This is a genomic window from Pseudomonas baetica (genome assembly GCF_051216495.1).
Lineage (GTDB): Bacteria > Pseudomonadota > Gammaproteobacteria > Pseudomonadales > Pseudomonadaceae > Aquipseudomonas > Aquipseudomonas baetica_B.
Genome location: NZ_JBPKAM010000063.1, coordinates 1 through 16,369 on the forward strand (window position 1 = coordinate 1; position 16,369 = coordinate 16,369).

A 16,369-nucleotide genomic window follows, 5' to 3' on the forward strand; every position below is an offset into this window, starting at 1 on the left:
ACAACCGAGCAAAAAAAAGAGCCTCTTCTCCCACACCCGCCTCACCCCCCCTGCGCCCCCCAACTCCCCCCCCCAGGGGAACAGGATCCCTCTTATTTTTCAGGAAGCGCCATGACTCTGACAGGCAACCTGCTGATCGGCCAGCACGCCCTTTGCGGCAGCCGCGACGCGATCCGGGCGATCAATCCAGCCACCGACGAACCACTCGATCCGGCCTACCCCGGCGGCAGTGCCGAACATGTCGAACAGGCTTGCGCCTTGGCCTGGGCCGCCTTCGATCGCTATCGCGAGACGACCTTGGCTGCACGCGCCGAATTTCTCGAAACCATTGCCGATGAAATCGAAGCGTTGGGCGATGAGTTGATCGAGCGCGCCGTGGCCGAGACCGGTTTACCGCGCCCACGCATTCAAGGCGAACGAGGCCGCACCTGCCAACAGCTGCGCACCCTCGCTCGCACGGTACGTGCCGGCGAATGGCTGGACGTTCGGGTCGATCACGCGCAACCGCAGCGCCAACCTTTGCCACGCTCGGACCTGCGCCAACGCCAGATTCCTCTGGGACCGGTGGCGGTGTTCGGCGCCAGCAATTTTCCACTGGCGTTTTCCGTCGCTGGCGGCGATACCGCGTCTGCGCTGGCGGCCGGTTGCCCGGTGGTGGTCAAGGCCCACAGCGCTCACCCTGGCACCAGCGAACTGGTCGGCCGTGCGGTGGCTCGAGCGGTGAAAAACTGTGGTTTGCCTGAAGGCGTGTTTTCGCTGTTGTTCGGTTCCGGCCGCGAAGTGGGCATTGCCCTGGTCTGCGACCCGCGAATCAAGGCCGTGGGTTTCACCGGCTCGCGAAGCGGTGGCATCGCCTTGTGCAAAGCGGCGCAGGGGCGCCCCGAGCCAATCCCGGTGTATGCGGAAATGAGCTCGATCAACCCGGTGCTGCTCTTTCCCGCCGCGTTGCAGGCACGGGGTGAAGCACTGGCGCAGGGATTTGTCGCGTCGCTGACCCAGGGTGCCGGCCAGTTCTGCACCAATCCCGGCCTGGTGATTGCTCGTCAAGGTCCGGCACTGGACGGTTTCATCGAAGCAACTGCCGACCTGATCCAGCGCAGCCCCGCCCAGACCATGCTCACCCCCGGCATTTTCAGCGCCTATCAGGATGGGGTTGCTGCACTAGCCGAGAACGCCCACGCGCAGCTCATGGCGGCGGGTCAGCCAAGTACGGGTCCGAACCAGGGTCAGGCCCACCTGTTCGTCACACGGGCCCAGGATTTGCTTGCGGACCATCATCTGCAGGCGGAAACGTTCGGCGCCGCCTCGCTCATCGTGCAATGCGCCAACGATGAAGAAATTCGCCAGGTCATCGAGCACCTGGAAGGTCAACTAACGGCCACCTTGCATCTGGAGGATGCCGACCTTGAACAGGCGCGCGCCTTGTTGCCCGTGCTGGAACGCAAGGCTGGTCGCTTGCTGGTCAACGGCTGGCCAACCGGCGTCGAGGTGTGTGATGCCATGGTCCACGGCGGCCCGTTCCCGGCCACCTCCGACCCGCGCACGACTTCGGTCGGTACCGCCGCCATCCTGCGATTCCTGCGCCCGGTCTGCTATCAGGACTTCCCGGACACCCTGTTGCCCACCGCACTCAAGCACGGCAATCCGTTGCAGCTGCACCGCCTGCTCGATGGCCAGAGAGAAGCCTGAGATATGTCGAGACCCTTTACCTCAGACAACCCGCCCGACATCGCAGTGATCGGCGCCGGCATCATCGGCGTCGCCTGCGCCCTGCGCCTGGCACGCCAGGGTCAGCGGGTGGTGGTCGTCGACCATCAGGATCCTGGCCAAGGTGCTTCCTACGGCAATGCCGGGCACCTGGCCACCGAACAAGTGTTCCCTATCGCCGACCTGTCGATCCTCAAGCGCCTGCCGGCGATGCTCATGGACCCGATGGGCCCCTTGCGCCTGGACTGGAAATACATGCCCCGCGCCTTGCCGTGGTTCACGCGCTTGTTGCTGAACCTGCGACCTGCGCCTTTCCTGCGCACCGTGGCCGGCATCCGTGCCCTCAACGAAAGCAGCCTCGGCGCCTGGCAACGGCTGCTGGAAGCGATTGCCCGTCCGGAGCTGCTGAAAGAGGATGGCTCGTTGCTGGTGTTCGAACGCCCGCAATCGCGACCGGCGATTGACGCGCTGCAAGCACGCATGCGCCTGCAAGGCGTACCCGTCGACTTGTGGCAGTCCAGGACCGTACGCGAAGTGGCCCCACAGTTGAACGAGCGGATTGAGGGTGGATTGTTCTTCCCGCGCACCGGGCATTTTCTTGACCCCTACCGGGTCGTCTGCGAGCTGGTCAAGGCGGCCAAGGCCAGCGGTGTGCAGTTCATCAAACAACAGGTGATGGATGGGCGCGTGCAGCACAACGGCGTGTCGCTACTCACGAATCAGGGAAACCTGAGCGCCCGCCAGGTCCTGATCGCCTGCGGCGCCCACTCCGCCAAACTCACCACTGCGTTGACGGGCAAAAAAGTGCCGCTGGACACCGAACGCGGTTATCACCTGATGCTGCCCCACGAACACGAGCGTCTGCCCTTCGCCGTCACTTCTCTGGAACGCAAATTCATCATGACCCCCATGGCCGATGGCCTGAGACTGGCCGGCACCGTCGAATTCGCCGGCCTCGACAGCCCCCCGAGCATGGAACGCGCCTGGCAACTGCACCGGCTGAGCAAGGGCTTGTTCAAGCATGATCTGAATGCCGAAGCGGCCACGCCCTGGATGGGCTTTCGGCCTTCGCTGCCCGATTCACTGCCAATCATCGACAAGGTGTGCGACGGCAAGGTCCTGCTTGCGTTTGGTCATCAGCACCTGGGGCTGACTCAAGCGGCGGTGACGGCGGAGATGATTGGGCGATTGGTGTTGCCAGGGAGCGCAGCCGAGGTCCCTGCATTGCCGCCGGTGGAGGCGTATCGGTTGGCGCGGTTTTGAGGTGACGGGGACGAAGCTCTGCCAAAATTAAAGAACATCGCCAAGGGGATGCGTCTGACCGCTTTTGCCGCATTGGAGTCTGAAATGTTCGAAACTGCCTTGGGATCGAGCGTGAAGCATTTCGCCGCCAACGCCGCCGGCCGGGATTTTGCGGTCGGCGATATTCACGGTCACTTCACCCGGCTGCAGGTTGCATTGGATGCAGTCGGGTTCGATCCTGCGATTGACCGTCTGTTCAGCGTCGGCGATCTGGTGGATCGTGGACCCGAGTCGCTGGATGTCGACGAATGGCTCCTGCGCAAACCCTGGTTTCACGCTGTGCGTGGCAACCACGAGCAGATGACCCTGGACTCCCATGCTGCCGGTCGCACCGGCAGTCAATTCAGCCTGCACTTCATCAATGGTGGCGCGTGGTTCTACGGGCTATCCGTACTCGAGCAAGACTTCTACGCCGGCCTCCTTGAGCCATTGCCTCTGGTGATCGAAGTCGAGACCGCACAAGGCCTGATCGGCATCGTTCACGCCGATGTCCCGCAGGGAAGCTGGGGAGAAATGATCACCGCGCTTAGCGGTTCGGCGATGGAAGCCGACCACGTTGCAGCCATGCTTCTTTGGTCACGCAAACGCCTGTTCGATGAAAACCGCGAAGGTGTCGAGGGTGTGCGGGCCGTGGTCGCCGGTCATACGCCTCTCAGGCAGGCAGCCGTACTCGGCAATGTCTACCACATTGATACTGCTGGCTGGTTGAATGGTTACTTCACGTTGTTGGATCTGGCCACGCTTGAGTGTTTGCCGCCGATGGATCCTGCGCGCGGTTACGAATGGGCTTGAGCAACTCACGCTGATAAGCAACGGGGGAACAGCTTTCAACGCTTGACCGGGTCATACGTAACGAGGGCCAAAACAGGCCCTCGCGGTTTACCGTGAATGTCAGCGTTTGAGCTTGCGCTTGTTGCGGTACTGGTCGATGACCACCGCCACCACAATGATCAAGCCCTTGATGATGTCCTGGATGTAGGCATCGACCCCAACGAACGTGAACCCACTGGCCATCACCCCAAGGATCAGTGCGCCGATGACCGTACCGGTGATGCGCCCCACCCCGCCCGCCAGGCTGGTGCCGCCGATGACCGCCGCGGCAATCGCATCCAGTTCATAAGACATGCCCATCCCCGCCTGACCGGTGGCGGCACGGGCCGAAGCGACCACGCCCGCCAGCCCCGCCAGTAAACCGGCGATGCTGTAGACGATGACCAGATGGCGTTTGACGTTAATGCCAGAGGTACGCGCCGCCTGCATGTTGCCACCGATCGCGTAGGTGTATTTTCCGTACTTGGTGTAGCGCAGCGCGATGTGAAAGATCACCGCCACCACCAGGAAAATGATCACCGGCATCGCGCCGTGACCGATGGCGGTGTAGGAATCCGAGAGCATGCTCACCGGCTGGCCTTCGGTGTAGTAGCGCGCCAGGCCACGGGCCGAGACCATCATGCCGAGGGTGGCAATGAACGGTGGAATCCCGGTGATGGCGATGATGCTGCCGTTGATCGCCCCCGCCAACAGTCCGACGCCGAGCCCGGCAATCACTGGAATCCACACCGGCAAGTCAGTCAGCGACGGGAAGACCGCCCGGGCGAAATCCGAGGTCTGCGCCAGACTTGCAGCGATCATCGCCGACAGGGCCAGCACCGAGCCCGACGACAGATCGATGCCGGTGGTGATGATCACCTGGGTCACGCCGATCGCCAGCAGGCCGATGATCGACACTTGCAGGATCATCAATACCAACCGCTGGGAGTTCATCAGGAAGCTCTGGTCGCGCACGATCCAGCCGAACACTTCAAACACCAGACCGATGCCGATCAGCACCAGAAAGATGCTCAGTTCGGTTGGAAAGCGCCGGCGAGTCTTGACCGGTGCCGTTGCCGGTTTGTTTTCCAGTATCGCGTTCATAACCACTCACCTTTCAAATGAAATCCGTGTGGGAGGAAGCTTGTCTGTGGCGAGGGAGCTTGCTCCCGTTGGACCGGTCCGCGCTCCGGCGCAGCAGTCCCATTCTTTCAGGGCCGCTTCGCAGCCCAGCGGGAGCAAGCTCCCTCGCCACAAAAAAGCTCCTTTGCCACAAATAAGCTCCCTCTCCACAGAAACTGTGCTCGCCGCTGACTTAATGAACCGCGGACATGCCCGAGGCCAGTTGCATCACTCGTTCCTGGGTCGCATCAATGCGGTCCAGGGTGCCCATCAGGTCGCCCTCGTGCATGACCATCACCCGGTCGCTCATGCCGAGCACCTCCGGCAGCTCCGAGGAAATCATGATCACCGCCATGCCTTCGCTGGCGAGGTAGGCAATGAGTCGGTAAATCTCGGCCTTGGCGCCGACATCGATGCCCCGGGTCGGCTCGTCGAGAATCAGGATTCGCGGATTGGTCATCAGCCAGCGCGCCAGCAAGGCTTTCTGCTGATTGCCACCGGACAGCGTGTCGATGCATTGCTCCAGCGACGGTGTTTTCACCCGCAACTTCTTGCACATGTCTTCACACAACGCGCGCAGGGCTTTCTGTTGGATAAAGCCGTTACCGACGTAATGCGGTAATACGGCCATTTCCATGTTTTCCAGCACTGACAGGCACGGGAACAGGCCGCTGAGCTTGCGATCTTCGGTCAGCAGCGCGAAGCCCTTCTCGATCGCCATGTGCGGATCACTGATGCGCACCACCTCGCCGTCGAGCCGGATCTCGCCGCCGTCGCTGGGCGTGATGCCGAAAATCGTCTCGGCGACATTGGTCCGTCCCGACCCCATCAATCCGGCGATACCCAGGATTTCCCCGGCATGCAGGTCGAAGGAGACATCCTTGAAAATGCCGTCCAGCTTGAGGTCGCGCACCGACAGCAGCAAATCGCCAATCGGCTTCTCGCGCACCGGGAACAACTGGCTCAGCTCGCGGCCGACCATCATCGAGATCAGGCTGTCGCCATCCATGCTGTCGGCCCGTTGCAGGCCGATATAGGCGCCATCGCGAAACACCGCCACTTCATCGGCGATGCTGAACACTTCGTCCATTTTGTGGGTGATGTAGATGATGCCTTTACCCTGGCTCTTGAGGTCGGCAATGATCGAGAACAGATGGGCGACTTCCTTCTCGGTGATGGCCGAAGTCGGCTCGTCCATGATCAGGATGTCGGAGTCATAGGACACGGCCTTGGCGATTTCGACCATTTGCCGCTCGGCGATGCTCAGGTTGCCCACCTGCTCTTCGGGATCGAGATTGATCCGCAGGCGTTCCAGCAGTTTCGCCGTACAGCGGTGCATTTCCCGGTGGTCGATCATGCGAAAACCGTTGAGCTGCTCGCGGCCGATCCAGATGTTTTCGGCGATGCTCATATGCGGCATCAGGTTGAGCTCCTGGTGGATCATCGCGATCCCGGCCTGGAGCGCCGCCAGGGGCGTTTCGAAGACCACCGGCTTGCCCCGCAGGCGCAACTCGCCGGCGTCCGGCTGGTAGATACCGGCGATGATTTTCATCAAGGTGGATTTGCCGGCGCCGTTTTCCCCCATCAGCGCCAGCACGGAACCGGGGCGCACCCGCAGTTGTACATCGGACAAGGCCACCACACCGGGAAATCCCTTGCTGACGTTGACGATCTCCAGCAGGTACGGCTCATCGACAGGTGTTTCGGTTGGCTGGATACCCAATGGGAGGCTCGAAGCAGTCGCTGAAGCGAACATGATCACGTACTCCATCAGCAAGGTCGCGTCGCAACCTTGCGTGCTTATTGTTGTTATGGAACGGACGGACTATTTGAACTGGTCAACGTTTTGCAAGGTAATCAAGCGATACGGCACCCAGACGGCCGGTTCGACAGGCTCCTTCCTGACCATTTTCACCGCGGTATCGATCGATCCATCGGCCTGGCCCTTGGCGTCCTGGAACACCGAGACAACCAGGGAGCCCTTCTTCACAGCGTTCAAACCGTCGGGCGTGCCATCGACACCGGCGATCAGCACGCTGCCTTTGTCGACACCGGCCTGTTGCAGGGCCATGGCCGCGCCAATCGCCATCTCGTCGTTATTGGAGACGACCGCATCGAACTTGCGACCCTGGGTCAGCCAGTCGTTGACCAGCGTCATGCCCTTGTCCCGCAGCCAGATACCCGTCTGCTCTTGCTCAATCTTGATGTTCGGGTACTTGGCCAGCACTTCCTTGACGCCTTTGGTGCGGTTGGTGGTGGAGTTGTTGGCCAGGTCACCGAGCAGAATCACAATGTCGCCCTTGCCGCCCATTTTTTCGGCCAGGTATTGCATCTGCATCTGACCGGCCTCCAGATCGTTGGAGGCGACGGTGACCACGCCCTTGGGCAGGTTCAGGTCATCGGGGCGGCGATTGACGTACACCAACGGAATGCCGGCCTTGACCGCCGCTTCAGTGATTTTCTTGGTGGCGGCGGTATCCACCGGGTTGACCACGATGGCATCGACTTTCTGGCTGATGAAGCTTTCGACCTGGCTCAGTTGCTTGACCACGTCGCTGCGGGCGTCTTCGAACTGCAGCTTGACGCCATCGGGATAGGACTTGGCTTTGACGTCCATGGATTCACGCAGGTAGGTCAGCCAGGTGTCATCGAACTGGGACATGCTGACGCCGATCTTCATGTCAGCGAGTGCGGCACCGCTGGCGAGCATCAGGGACAGGGTGAGTGAGGCGAAACGGATCTTGTTCTTCATGAAAGGTCTTTCTCCACATTCTTGTTGGTTTTATGGATAAGGCGTGACGATTTCAGTCAGCGGACAAGCAGGGAAAAGCGTTTAAACATTGTGCGAGGCAGTTCGCTGGAAATGACTTTATTGGAAAATTTTTTCCACATCAACCAATTTTAGAATTTTTTTCTAATTTTATTCCGTGGCTTTCGAATGGACCCAAAACCACCACTTGATGTCGCTCGAAACTAACTCGCGCAGCGTCTAGCACGCGGGTTGTCGCCAGCGCATCACGGGCCTCGACCGGCAGTGGGCCACCGCTGTGCAATGCGTTTTGCAGTTGCAAATAGAACTGGTTCCAGCAACCTCGCTCGGACGGCACTCGCTCGCGCACCTCGCCCTGCTCGAACCAGCCCCAACGCCGATGCTCCTCGACACCCCAACGCTCGCCCTCGGACTTTGGTGTAAGTCCGGCGAGGGCCGAGGCCTCCTGCCCGTCCAGACCGTCGACGCTGTAGCAGCCCTGGGTGCCGGTCACACGAAAACGCGGGCCGGGGGTGCTTTGCAGGCAACTGCCACCCAAGTGCGAAATCACCCCATTGGCATGGGTCAGGGACATGAAGAAGCCGTTGTCGAAAGTCTGGTCTTTTTCGGCGTAATCCAGTTCGGCATACACCTGGCTGACCGGACCGAACAAGAGCAGTGCCTGATCCACCAGATGACTGCCCAGGTCGCGCAGGAAACCGCCACCACTGCCATTGTTCACCGACGACGGCGAAAAACGCTCGATCCGTGATTCGAAACGGGTGACCTGGCCCAGCGCACCGGACGCGATGAGTTTGCGCACGGTGAGAAAATCCGAGTCCCAGCGCCGGTTCTGGTAGACACTCAGTGGTACGCCCTGACGCTCGGCCATGGTGATCAGGGTCTGCGCCTGCTGCCTGTCGGCGGCGAACGGCTTGTCGCTCACCACCGTCACACCGTGTTCGATGGCGTCGAGCACCAGCGCCGGGCGCCCCTTGAGCGGCGTGGACACCACGAGCACATCAACCCCGGCTTCGACCAATTGACCAATACTGTCGAAGGCCGGCACACCGGGATGCTCAGCGGCCAGCAGTTGCCGGCGCTCGGCGGAACAGGTCACCACACCGACAAACGTCGCCGCCGGCAAACTGCTGATCATCGGTGCATGGAAAAACCGGCCGCCGTGGCCGTAACCGACAAGTCCGATGCGCATGAAAGTATTCTCCTTATAGAACACGGACTCTGTGGGAGCGAACCTGCTCGCGAAGACGGCGGTACATCCAAGATTGATGTTGCCTGACACACCGCTTTCGCGAGCAGGCTCGCTCCCACAAGGGATTGTCGTTAGCCGTAGAAATGTGGGCGGTCAGGGAGCGCGACTTTGACGATCGCCCCACTGTTCTGCGCTTCGATACAGGCATCCGCTGCGACGGCCGCGGCATAGCCGTCCCACGCCGAAGGTCCGCCGACCTGCCCGGCCCGCACACCGTCGATAAACGCCTGCAACTCGACGTCATAAGCGGCGATGAAGCGGTCCTTCCAGTCCATCAGAATTGCGTTGGACAGCTTCGCGCCACTGCGCAACTGAACCTGCGACGGTTCCGGCAGTTTGGCGATGCCAGTCTCCCCCACCACCTCGCACTGGATGTCGTAGCCGTACTGGCAATTGACGAAGACCTCCACGTCGATACGCGTGCCCTTGGCGGTTTCCAGCAACACGATCTGCGGGTCTTTCAAATGGGCAAGTGCCTTGCTGGTCTTGCGCGGGAACACCACTTGCACCGAAACGTAATCGTCGTCGAGCAACCAGCGCAATACGTCCAGCTCATGGATCAGCGTGTCGGTGATCGCCATGTCGGTCTTGTAGTTCTCACCCACGGTCGGGTTACGGTGAGCGCAATGCAGCATCAACGGCTCGCCAATCTGGCCGCTGTCGATCACGGCTTTCAACGCCCGATAGCCTTCATCGTAAGGGCGCATGAAACCGACCTGTACCAGCCGCTTGCCGTGGGCCACTTCGGCCTCGACGATCTTGCGGCAGCCTTCGGCGGTGACCGCCAGCGGTTTCTCGCAGAACACCGGCTTGCCCGCCGCAATCGCTGCCAGCACAAATTCCTCGTGGCTCGGCCCCCAGGACGTGACGAGGATCGCCTCGACTTCAGGCGACTTGATCAGCGCGTGACCGTCGGGATAAACCTCGGCAGTCAGTTTCAGGTCGGAGACGACCTTGGCCGCTTGCTGCAAGTTGATGTCGGTGACGGCGACGACCCGGCTATTGAGCAAGGTCTGACTGCAACGACGGATGTGATCCTGGCCGATGGCCCCGGTGCCAATGACGCCAAGCTGCAAAGACATATAAACACTCCTGTGGTTCGTTTCAGGGCAATCAGTACTGACGGGCCTTGGCCAGTCGTTGGTTGAGGGTCTTGGTCGCCGCCTCGGTGCGCGCACTGCTGGAGACTTGCGCCACGCCGACTCGCCACCACGACAGGTAGCCGTGAATCATGGTCTTGGGCAGGACCTTGATGTCGATCAGAGTCGATACTGTCTGCAAACGCGCATCCGCCAATGCGGCTCGCAACTCCTCGACGTTGTTCACCTTGTAGGTCTTGCAGCCATAGGCCGCTGCGCTCATGGCGAAATCCACCGGCACGAAACCGCCGTCGAGCTTGCCCGACTCAGGATTACGGAACCGGAATTCGGTGCCGAAGCTGTCCATGCCGTTGCCCATCTGCAAGTTGTTGATGCAGCCGAAGGTCATGTTGTCCAGCAGCACCACATTGATCTTGCGGCGCTCCTGGATCGAGGTGGCCAGTTCCGAATGCAGCATCATGTACGAGCCATCACCCACCAGCGCATAGACCTCGCGCTCGGGCACGGCGAGCTTCACCCCCAGTGCTGCGTTCACCTCATAACCCATGCACGAATAACCGTACTCAACGTGGTAGGTGTTCACGCCCTTGCTGCGCCAACTGCGCTGCAAGTCACCGGGCAAGCTGCCGGCGGCGGAGACGATCACTGCGTCATCGGCCAGGGTCTCGTTAAGCACGCCCAACACCCGGCTCTGGGTCAGGCAGGAGCCGGTCAGTTCGATGAACTCGCGCAGTACGGCCGGGTCCAGGTGGTCGGTGATTTCCGGGACAAAGTCTGGGCTCTGGTACTCAATCCGGTAGAGGCGGTCGACCTCCTCGTCCAGTTGTGCCCGGGCCTGCCGGACTTGATCGCCCCAGCCGGAGCGATAGTCACCCAACGCACCGGTCAATGCCTGCAAACCGCATTTGGCGTCAGCCAGCAGTTGCACGCCGTCAAGCTTCAGGGCATCGCACGGGCTGATATTGAGGTTGAGAAATTGCACGCCAGGTTGCTGGAACAAGGACTTCGATGCAGTGGTGAAGTCGCTGTAACGGGTGCCGACACCGATGATCAGATCCGCCTCCCTGGCCAACACGTTCGCCGCCAGGCAACCGGTTTCGCCGATCCCGCCGACGTTCAGCGGATGAGCGGAGACCACTGCGCTCTTGCCGGCCTGGGTTTCGGCGAAGGGAATATCGAAACGTTCGGCAAACGCCTGCAAAGTCGCATTGGCGCCAGAGTATTTGACGCCACCGCCACAGATGATCAGCGGTTTGCGCTTGCCTTTGAACAGCGCCAGCGCATCGCCCAACATCGCTTCGGTGGCCGGACGGCGCTCGATGCGGTGCACGCGTTTTTGCAGGAAGTAATCGGGATAGTCGTACGCCTCGGCCTGCACGTCTTGCGGCAGGGCCAGCGTCACGGCACCGGTTTCGGCGGGGTCGGTGAGCACGCGCATGGCGTGGATCGCCGCCGTCATCAGTTGCTCGGGACGGTTGATGCGATCCCAGTATTTGCTCACCGCCTTGAACGCGTCGTTGGTGCTGATGCTCAGGTCGTGGAACTGCTCGATCTGCTGCAACACCGGGTCCGGCTGGCGGCAGGCATAAACGTCACCGGGCAACAGCAACAAGGGAATGCGGTTGGCGGTGGCCGTTGCGGCGGCGGTCAGCATGTTCGCCGCGCCAGGGCCGACCGATGAGGTGCAGGCATAGATCCTGCGACGCAGGTGTTGCTTGGCAAAACCGATGGCGGCGTGGGCCATGCCTTGTTCATTGCGCCCCTGATGGACGATCAGGTCGCCGCTGTCCTGCTCCAGGGCTTGCCCCAGGCCCAGCACATTACCGTGGCCAAAAATGGTAAAGATCCCGGCGACGAATTTGCTCTGAACCCCATCGACCTCGATGTACTGGTTATCGAGGAATTTCACCAGGGCCTGGGCCATGGTCAGTCTTGTTGTGGTCATGCTTGCACCTTCCTTTGAAGCCAATCCGGTATGCGCTGTGAACACCAATCACTGTGGGAGCGAGCCTGCTCGCGAAGACAGCGGCACATTCAACATCAATGTGACGATCAGACCGCTTTCGCGAGCAGGCTCGCTCCCACAGGGGGGACTTCCATTAACCTTGGGATTTCTGCAGGTGATCCATGCTCGCGCCGATTGCCGTCCGGATATCCGCCAGGTCATGGACACTGTCGGCAAAGGGTTCGAACGACAGGTAGCCGCTGTAGCCACTGCCGAGCAAGGTGGCGATTTGTGCCGCATTGCCGAGAATGTCGCCCTCGCCCACCAGCACTCGATGTCCATCACGAATGGTCGCCAGCGGCGCGTCGGCATCCTCGACGCCGGAGATGTGCACCAGCCCGGTCAGCTCGGGAAAGCATTCATGTTCGCCAGCCAGGTGATGGTGGAAGGTGTCATGCACCAGGCGGAACACATCCAGCCCACCGATGGCGGCGATGGCATCGACTGCCGTCCGCTTGCGCCGCAGCGAGCACTCTTCAAAACCCAGCGGCTCGATGAAACCGAGGATGCCGTGATCGCGCAGGATCGGCGCCAGCGCCCTCAACGCCGTGCGCAGACCTGACGCGCGCTCGGCCTCGCCACGCGGATCGGCGCGGTCGTTCAACGGACACATGACCAAACCCTGTGCGCCGCAATCACGAGCATAAGCAGCAAGTTTCAGGGCCTGCGCACGGCGTTCGTCATTCCAGACATCGAACGGATACAACGCGTTGATCGACAGCACGGTGATGCCTTTGGCCGCGCACTCTTCACGCACACGTTCAGGCGCGGTGCCGTCTTCGATCTCGACGCCTTTGAGGTCATTGCGGATCTCAATGGCGTCGGCCTTGAGGGCCACGGCCAATTCGATGAACGCCGGCAGGGACAAGCGTGGGGCAACCATACGGTTCAGTGCGAAACGCAGGGGTTTGCTCATTGTTATTGTTCTCCGTGCAAATCGATTATTTGGCGGTCGGCATGCTGAATTCCGGGCCCTTGGCAATGCTGTCGGGCCAGCGCTGCATCACGCTTTTGTAGCGGCTGTAGAACCGAATGCCTTCTTCGCCATACGCGTGGTGATCACCGAACAGCGAGCGCTTCCAGCCACCGAACGAATGCCAGGCCATGGGCACTGGAATCGGTACGTTGATACCGACCATTCCGACCTTGATGCTGCGGGCAAACGAACGGGCAATCCCGCCATCGCTGGTAAAGCACGACACGCCGTTGCCGAATTCATGGGCATTGATCAGCGCCACCGCACTGGCGAAGTCCGGTACACGCACGATGCCCAGCACCGGGCCGAAGATCTCTTGCTGGTAAATGCTCATCTCGGTGGTGACTTTGTCGAACAGCGTCGCTCCGACGAAAAAGCCGTTCTCGGCACCCGGCACCTTGAAGTGGCGTCCGTCGACAACCAATTGTGCACCCTGGGCCACACCCTGATCGATGAAGCCTTCGACCTTGGCCTTGTGTTCGGCAGTGACCAGCGGCCCCATATCGGTGTCGCCGTGCAGGCCATTGCCGACTTTCAACTGATCGATACGCGGCAGCAGTTTGGCGATCAACCGGTCGCCGACATCACCGACCGCCACGGCAATCGAGATCGCCATGCAACGCTCGCCGGCCGAACCATACGCCGCACCGATCAACGCATCTGCCGCCTGGTCCAGATCGGCATCAGGCATGACGATCATGTGGTTCTTCGCCCCGCCCAGTGCCTGCACCCGCTTGCCCCGCGAGGTCGCCTGCTGGTGGATGTATTCGGCAATCGGCGTCGAACCGACAAAGGAAATCGCCTCGACGTCCGGGTGTTGCAGCAAGGCATCGACCGCGGTCTTGTCGCCCTGGACCACATTGAACACGCCGTCCGGCAGGCCGGCTTCGGTGAGCAGGCGGGCCATCAACAAGCTGGCGGACGGATCGCGCTCGGAAGGCTTGAGGATGAAGCAGTTACCGGTGACCAGCGCCAGCGGAATCATCCACAGCGGCACCATCACCGGAAAGTTGAACGGCGTGACCCCGGCGCAAACGCCCAGCGGCTGACGCAGGTTCCAGTTGTCGATGCCGCCGCCGATGTTGTCGCTGAACTCGGTCTTGAGCAGGTTCGGCGCACCACAGGCGTATTCAACGATTTCGATACCGCGGGTGACTTCGCCCTTGGCGTCGGAAAAGACCTTGCCGTGTTCGAGACAGATGATTTCGGCCAGTTCGTCGTGATGGCGGTCGAGCAGTTCCTTGAACTTGAACATCACCCGCGAACGACGCAGGGACGACTGTTCGGACCAGGCCGGAAAGGCTCTCAGGGCCGAGGCGACTGCCTCGTCCACGGTCTTGTCGCTGGCCAAACCGACGCGCGCCTGTACAAGGCCGGTGGCCGGGTTGAAGACGTCGCTGAACCGCTCGCTACCGCTGTCTTGCACCTGACCGTCGATGTAATGGCCTACAACCTGGGCGTCGCTCATTGTGCTTGTTCTCCGTGCAAAGGTTGGACATCAGTCGTTGGAATTCAGAGATCCAGCAGCCAGCTGTGCCGGGGATCGTTATGGAACTGCCAGACGCGTTTCGGGCCCGCCATCACGTTCAGGTAATACGACTCGTAGCCGTATGGCACACTGACCGGGTGATAGCCCTTGGGCACGACCACCAGGTCGCTGTTTTCCACGGCCATGGCCTGATCGATACTGCGGTCGTCGGTGTAGACCCGCTGGAACACGAAGCCCTGGGGCGGGTTGATCTGGTGGTAGTAGGTCTCTTCGAGAAAGCTCTGGTGTGGCAGATCGTCGGTGTCGTGCTTGTGCGGCGGGTAGCTCGAGGAGTGCCCCGAGGGCGTGCGCACTTCCACCACCAACAATGAATGGGCCGGCTCGCTGTCCGGCAGGATGTCGCAGACGTAACGGGTGTTCGCACCCTTGCCGCGCACGCTGCGCTTCATGGATTCGGGTTTGATCAGGCGTGGGCCGTGGCTTTCGGCGGTCGAACCGGGCGCGGCGCAAACGGCGATTTGCACATCCCCCAACGCCACCACCTGTGCCTGACTGCCGGGCGGCAAGTACGCGGCGAAGGGGGATTTGTCTTCGAACACCGACTGACGATCACCGATGTTGTCCCAGTCGAACACGCCCTGCCCCGGCGCCTCGCCCTTGATGCTGACCCGGCCGCTGAGCAGCACCAGGCACAGTTCCTTATCACCGGCTGAGACCGGCATGTTGTCGCCGAGACTCAAGCAATAAGCGGCGAAACCAACGTATTCAAGCTCACCTTTGCCCAGCTCGACCATGGTCCGGCCACGGGCATTGCTTTTGACCAGCAGGCTCATCGTGCAGTCCTCTCGTCAAGCAACGCACGCAAGGTGTCGTAGCCTTTTTTCGCGTAGGCATAACTGGGTGCCACCGCCGGGTCTTGCTCGGCTTCGACCACCAGCCAGCCGTGGTAATCGGCTACCAGCAGCACATTCAGCAGTTGGGTGAAGTCGATGTCACCATCGCCCGGCACGGTGAAGGTGCCGTTGATGATGCAGTCCGGGAAGCTCCACAGGTTGTTGCGCGCCAGCTGCACGACCGGTTTGCGCACATCCTTGAAATGCACATGACAGACGCGCGAGATGTGTTTGCGCAGCACCTGCATGGGATCACCGCCACCCATGTAGCAATGACCCGAGTCGAACAGCAACCCGACTTCACTGCCGGTCAATGCCATCAGGGTATCGATGTCCGACGGCGATTCGACGTAGGCGCCCATGTGGTGGTGATAGGCCAGGCGTATGCCCTGAGACAGGGTGAAGCGTGCCAGCTCGGTCAATTTGTCCGCGTATTGCTGCCACGCCTGCTCGGTGTGGAAACGCGGGCGTTCGACCAGAGGAATGCGCTGGCCCTGGATGGAGTCAGCGACTTCCCCGTAAACCAGCACCTTGGCGCCGTTCTTCGCCAGCAGCTCGACATGGCTGCCAATGGCGTCGATTTCCTCGGCCACGGAGCGACGTGCCAGGCGACTGGAATACCAGCCGGAGACCAGCGCCAGGTCATACGGGCGCAGTACATCGCCCACTCCCTTGGCATCCTTGGGGAATTTGCCGTTGAGTTCAAAGCCTTCGTAGCCGATGTCCTTGCCTTCGCTGAGGGCGGTGCTCAACGGCGTCTCGCCGCCCAAGGACGGCAGATCGTCGTTGCTCCAGGAGATCGGGTTGATGCCAATTCGGATTGCGGGCATGGCTGCACCTTTTATTGTTTTTACAAAACCAGTAAGAGCGACACAAAACCCTGTGGGAGCGGGCTTGCCCGCGATTGCGATCTCGCTGTCACATTGATGCTGAATGTGCCGCC

Annotated in this window: 13 protein-coding genes; 3 read left to right on the forward strand and 10 right to left on the reverse strand. The window is 61.0% G+C overall.

The window, feature by feature from the left end:
- Window positions 1-111 precede the first annotated feature (111 nt).
- The 3 genes from ACSFE6_RS20870 (at window position 112) to ACSFE6_RS20880 (ending at window position 3,801) form a co-directional block, all read left to right on the forward strand.
- Window positions 112-1,689, forward strand: a complete 1,578-nt coding sequence (locus ACSFE6_RS20870) for an aldehyde dehydrogenase (NADP(+)) (protein WP_435429355.1) — start codon at window positions 112-114, stop codon at window positions 1,687-1,689.
- A gap of 3 nt (window positions 1,690-1,692) precedes the next feature.
- On the forward strand, window positions 1,693-2,970 hold the full coding sequence (locus tag ACSFE6_RS20875) for an FAD-dependent oxidoreductase (protein WP_435429356.1): 1,278 nt from the start codon (window positions 1,693-1,695) through the stop codon (window positions 2,968-2,970).
- Between the two features lie 84 nt (window positions 2,971-3,054).
- Window positions 3,055-3,801 carry a metallophosphoesterase gene (locus ACSFE6_RS20880; RefSeq protein WP_435429357.1) on the forward strand — a complete coding sequence of 249 codons (747 nt, stop codon included), beginning with the start codon at window positions 3,055-3,057 and terminating at the stop codon, window positions 3,799-3,801.
- A 99-nt stretch (window positions 3,802-3,900) separates the two neighbouring features.
- Here the strand turns inward: ACSFE6_RS20880 and ACSFE6_RS20885 are convergent, their stop codons facing one another.
- The 10 genes from ACSFE6_RS20885 to iolE all read right to left on the reverse strand — a co-directional run bounded on the left by ACSFE6_RS20885 (window position 3,901) and on the right by iolE (window position 16,256).
- Window positions 3,901-4,923, reverse strand: coding sequence for an ABC transporter permease (locus tag ACSFE6_RS20885; protein ID WP_435429358.1), 1,023 nt, complete (start codon window positions 4,921-4,923; stop codon window positions 3,901-3,903).
- A gap of 211 nt (window positions 4,924-5,134) precedes the next feature.
- Entirely contained in the window at window positions 5,135-6,697 is a 1,563-nt protein-coding gene (locus ACSFE6_RS20890) for a sugar ABC transporter ATP-binding protein (RefSeq protein ID WP_435429359.1), read from the reverse strand.
- Between the two features lie 69 nt (window positions 6,698-6,766).
- Window positions 6,767-7,693 (reverse strand): sugar ABC transporter substrate-binding protein, encoded by a 927-nt coding sequence (locus ACSFE6_RS20895; protein WP_435429360.1) that lies wholly within the window; start codon window positions 7,691-7,693, stop codon window positions 6,767-6,769.
- Window positions 7,694-7,832: 139 nt separating this feature from the next.
- Window positions 7,833-8,903: a Gfo/Idh/MocA family protein gene (locus ACSFE6_RS20900; RefSeq protein WP_435429361.1), complete on the reverse strand. Its 1,071-nt coding sequence runs from the start codon at window positions 8,901-8,903 to the stop codon at window positions 7,833-7,835.
- A 131-nt stretch (window positions 8,904-9,034) separates the two neighbouring features.
- Window positions 9,035-10,045, reverse strand: coding sequence for a Gfo/Idh/MocA family protein (locus ACSFE6_RS20905; RefSeq protein WP_435429362.1), 1,011 nt, complete (start codon window positions 10,043-10,045; stop codon window positions 9,035-9,037).
- Between the two features lie 31 nt (window positions 10,046-10,076).
- Window positions 10,077-12,008 carry a 3D-(3,5/4)-trihydroxycyclohexane-1,2-dione acylhydrolase (decyclizing) gene (iolD, locus tag ACSFE6_RS20910; RefSeq protein WP_435429363.1) on the reverse strand — a complete coding sequence of 644 codons (1,932 nt, stop codon included), beginning with the start codon at window positions 12,006-12,008 and terminating at the stop codon, window positions 10,077-10,079.
- Between the two features lie 154 nt (window positions 12,009-12,162).
- Window positions 12,163-12,984, reverse strand: coding sequence for a TIM barrel protein (locus tag ACSFE6_RS20915; RefSeq protein WP_435429364.1), 822 nt, complete (start codon window positions 12,982-12,984; stop codon window positions 12,163-12,165).
- Window positions 12,985-13,009: 25 nt separating this feature from the next.
- On the reverse strand, window positions 13,010-14,512 hold the full coding sequence (locus ACSFE6_RS20920) for a CoA-acylating methylmalonate-semialdehyde dehydrogenase (RefSeq protein ID WP_435429365.1): 1,503 nt from the start codon (window positions 14,510-14,512) through the stop codon (window positions 13,010-13,012).
- A gap of 44 nt (window positions 14,513-14,556) precedes the next feature.
- Window positions 14,557-15,366 (reverse strand): 5-deoxy-glucuronate isomerase, encoded by an 810-nt coding sequence (gene iolB, locus ACSFE6_RS20925; RefSeq protein WP_435429366.1) that lies wholly within the window; start codon window positions 15,364-15,366, stop codon window positions 14,557-14,559.
- Entirely contained in the window at window positions 15,363-16,256 is an 894-nt protein-coding gene (iolE, locus tag ACSFE6_RS20930) for a myo-inosose-2 dehydratase (RefSeq protein ID WP_435429367.1), read from the reverse strand. Before iolE ends, iolB begins: the two co-directional genes overlap by 4 nt.
- Window positions 16,257-16,369: the final 113 nt, after the last annotated feature.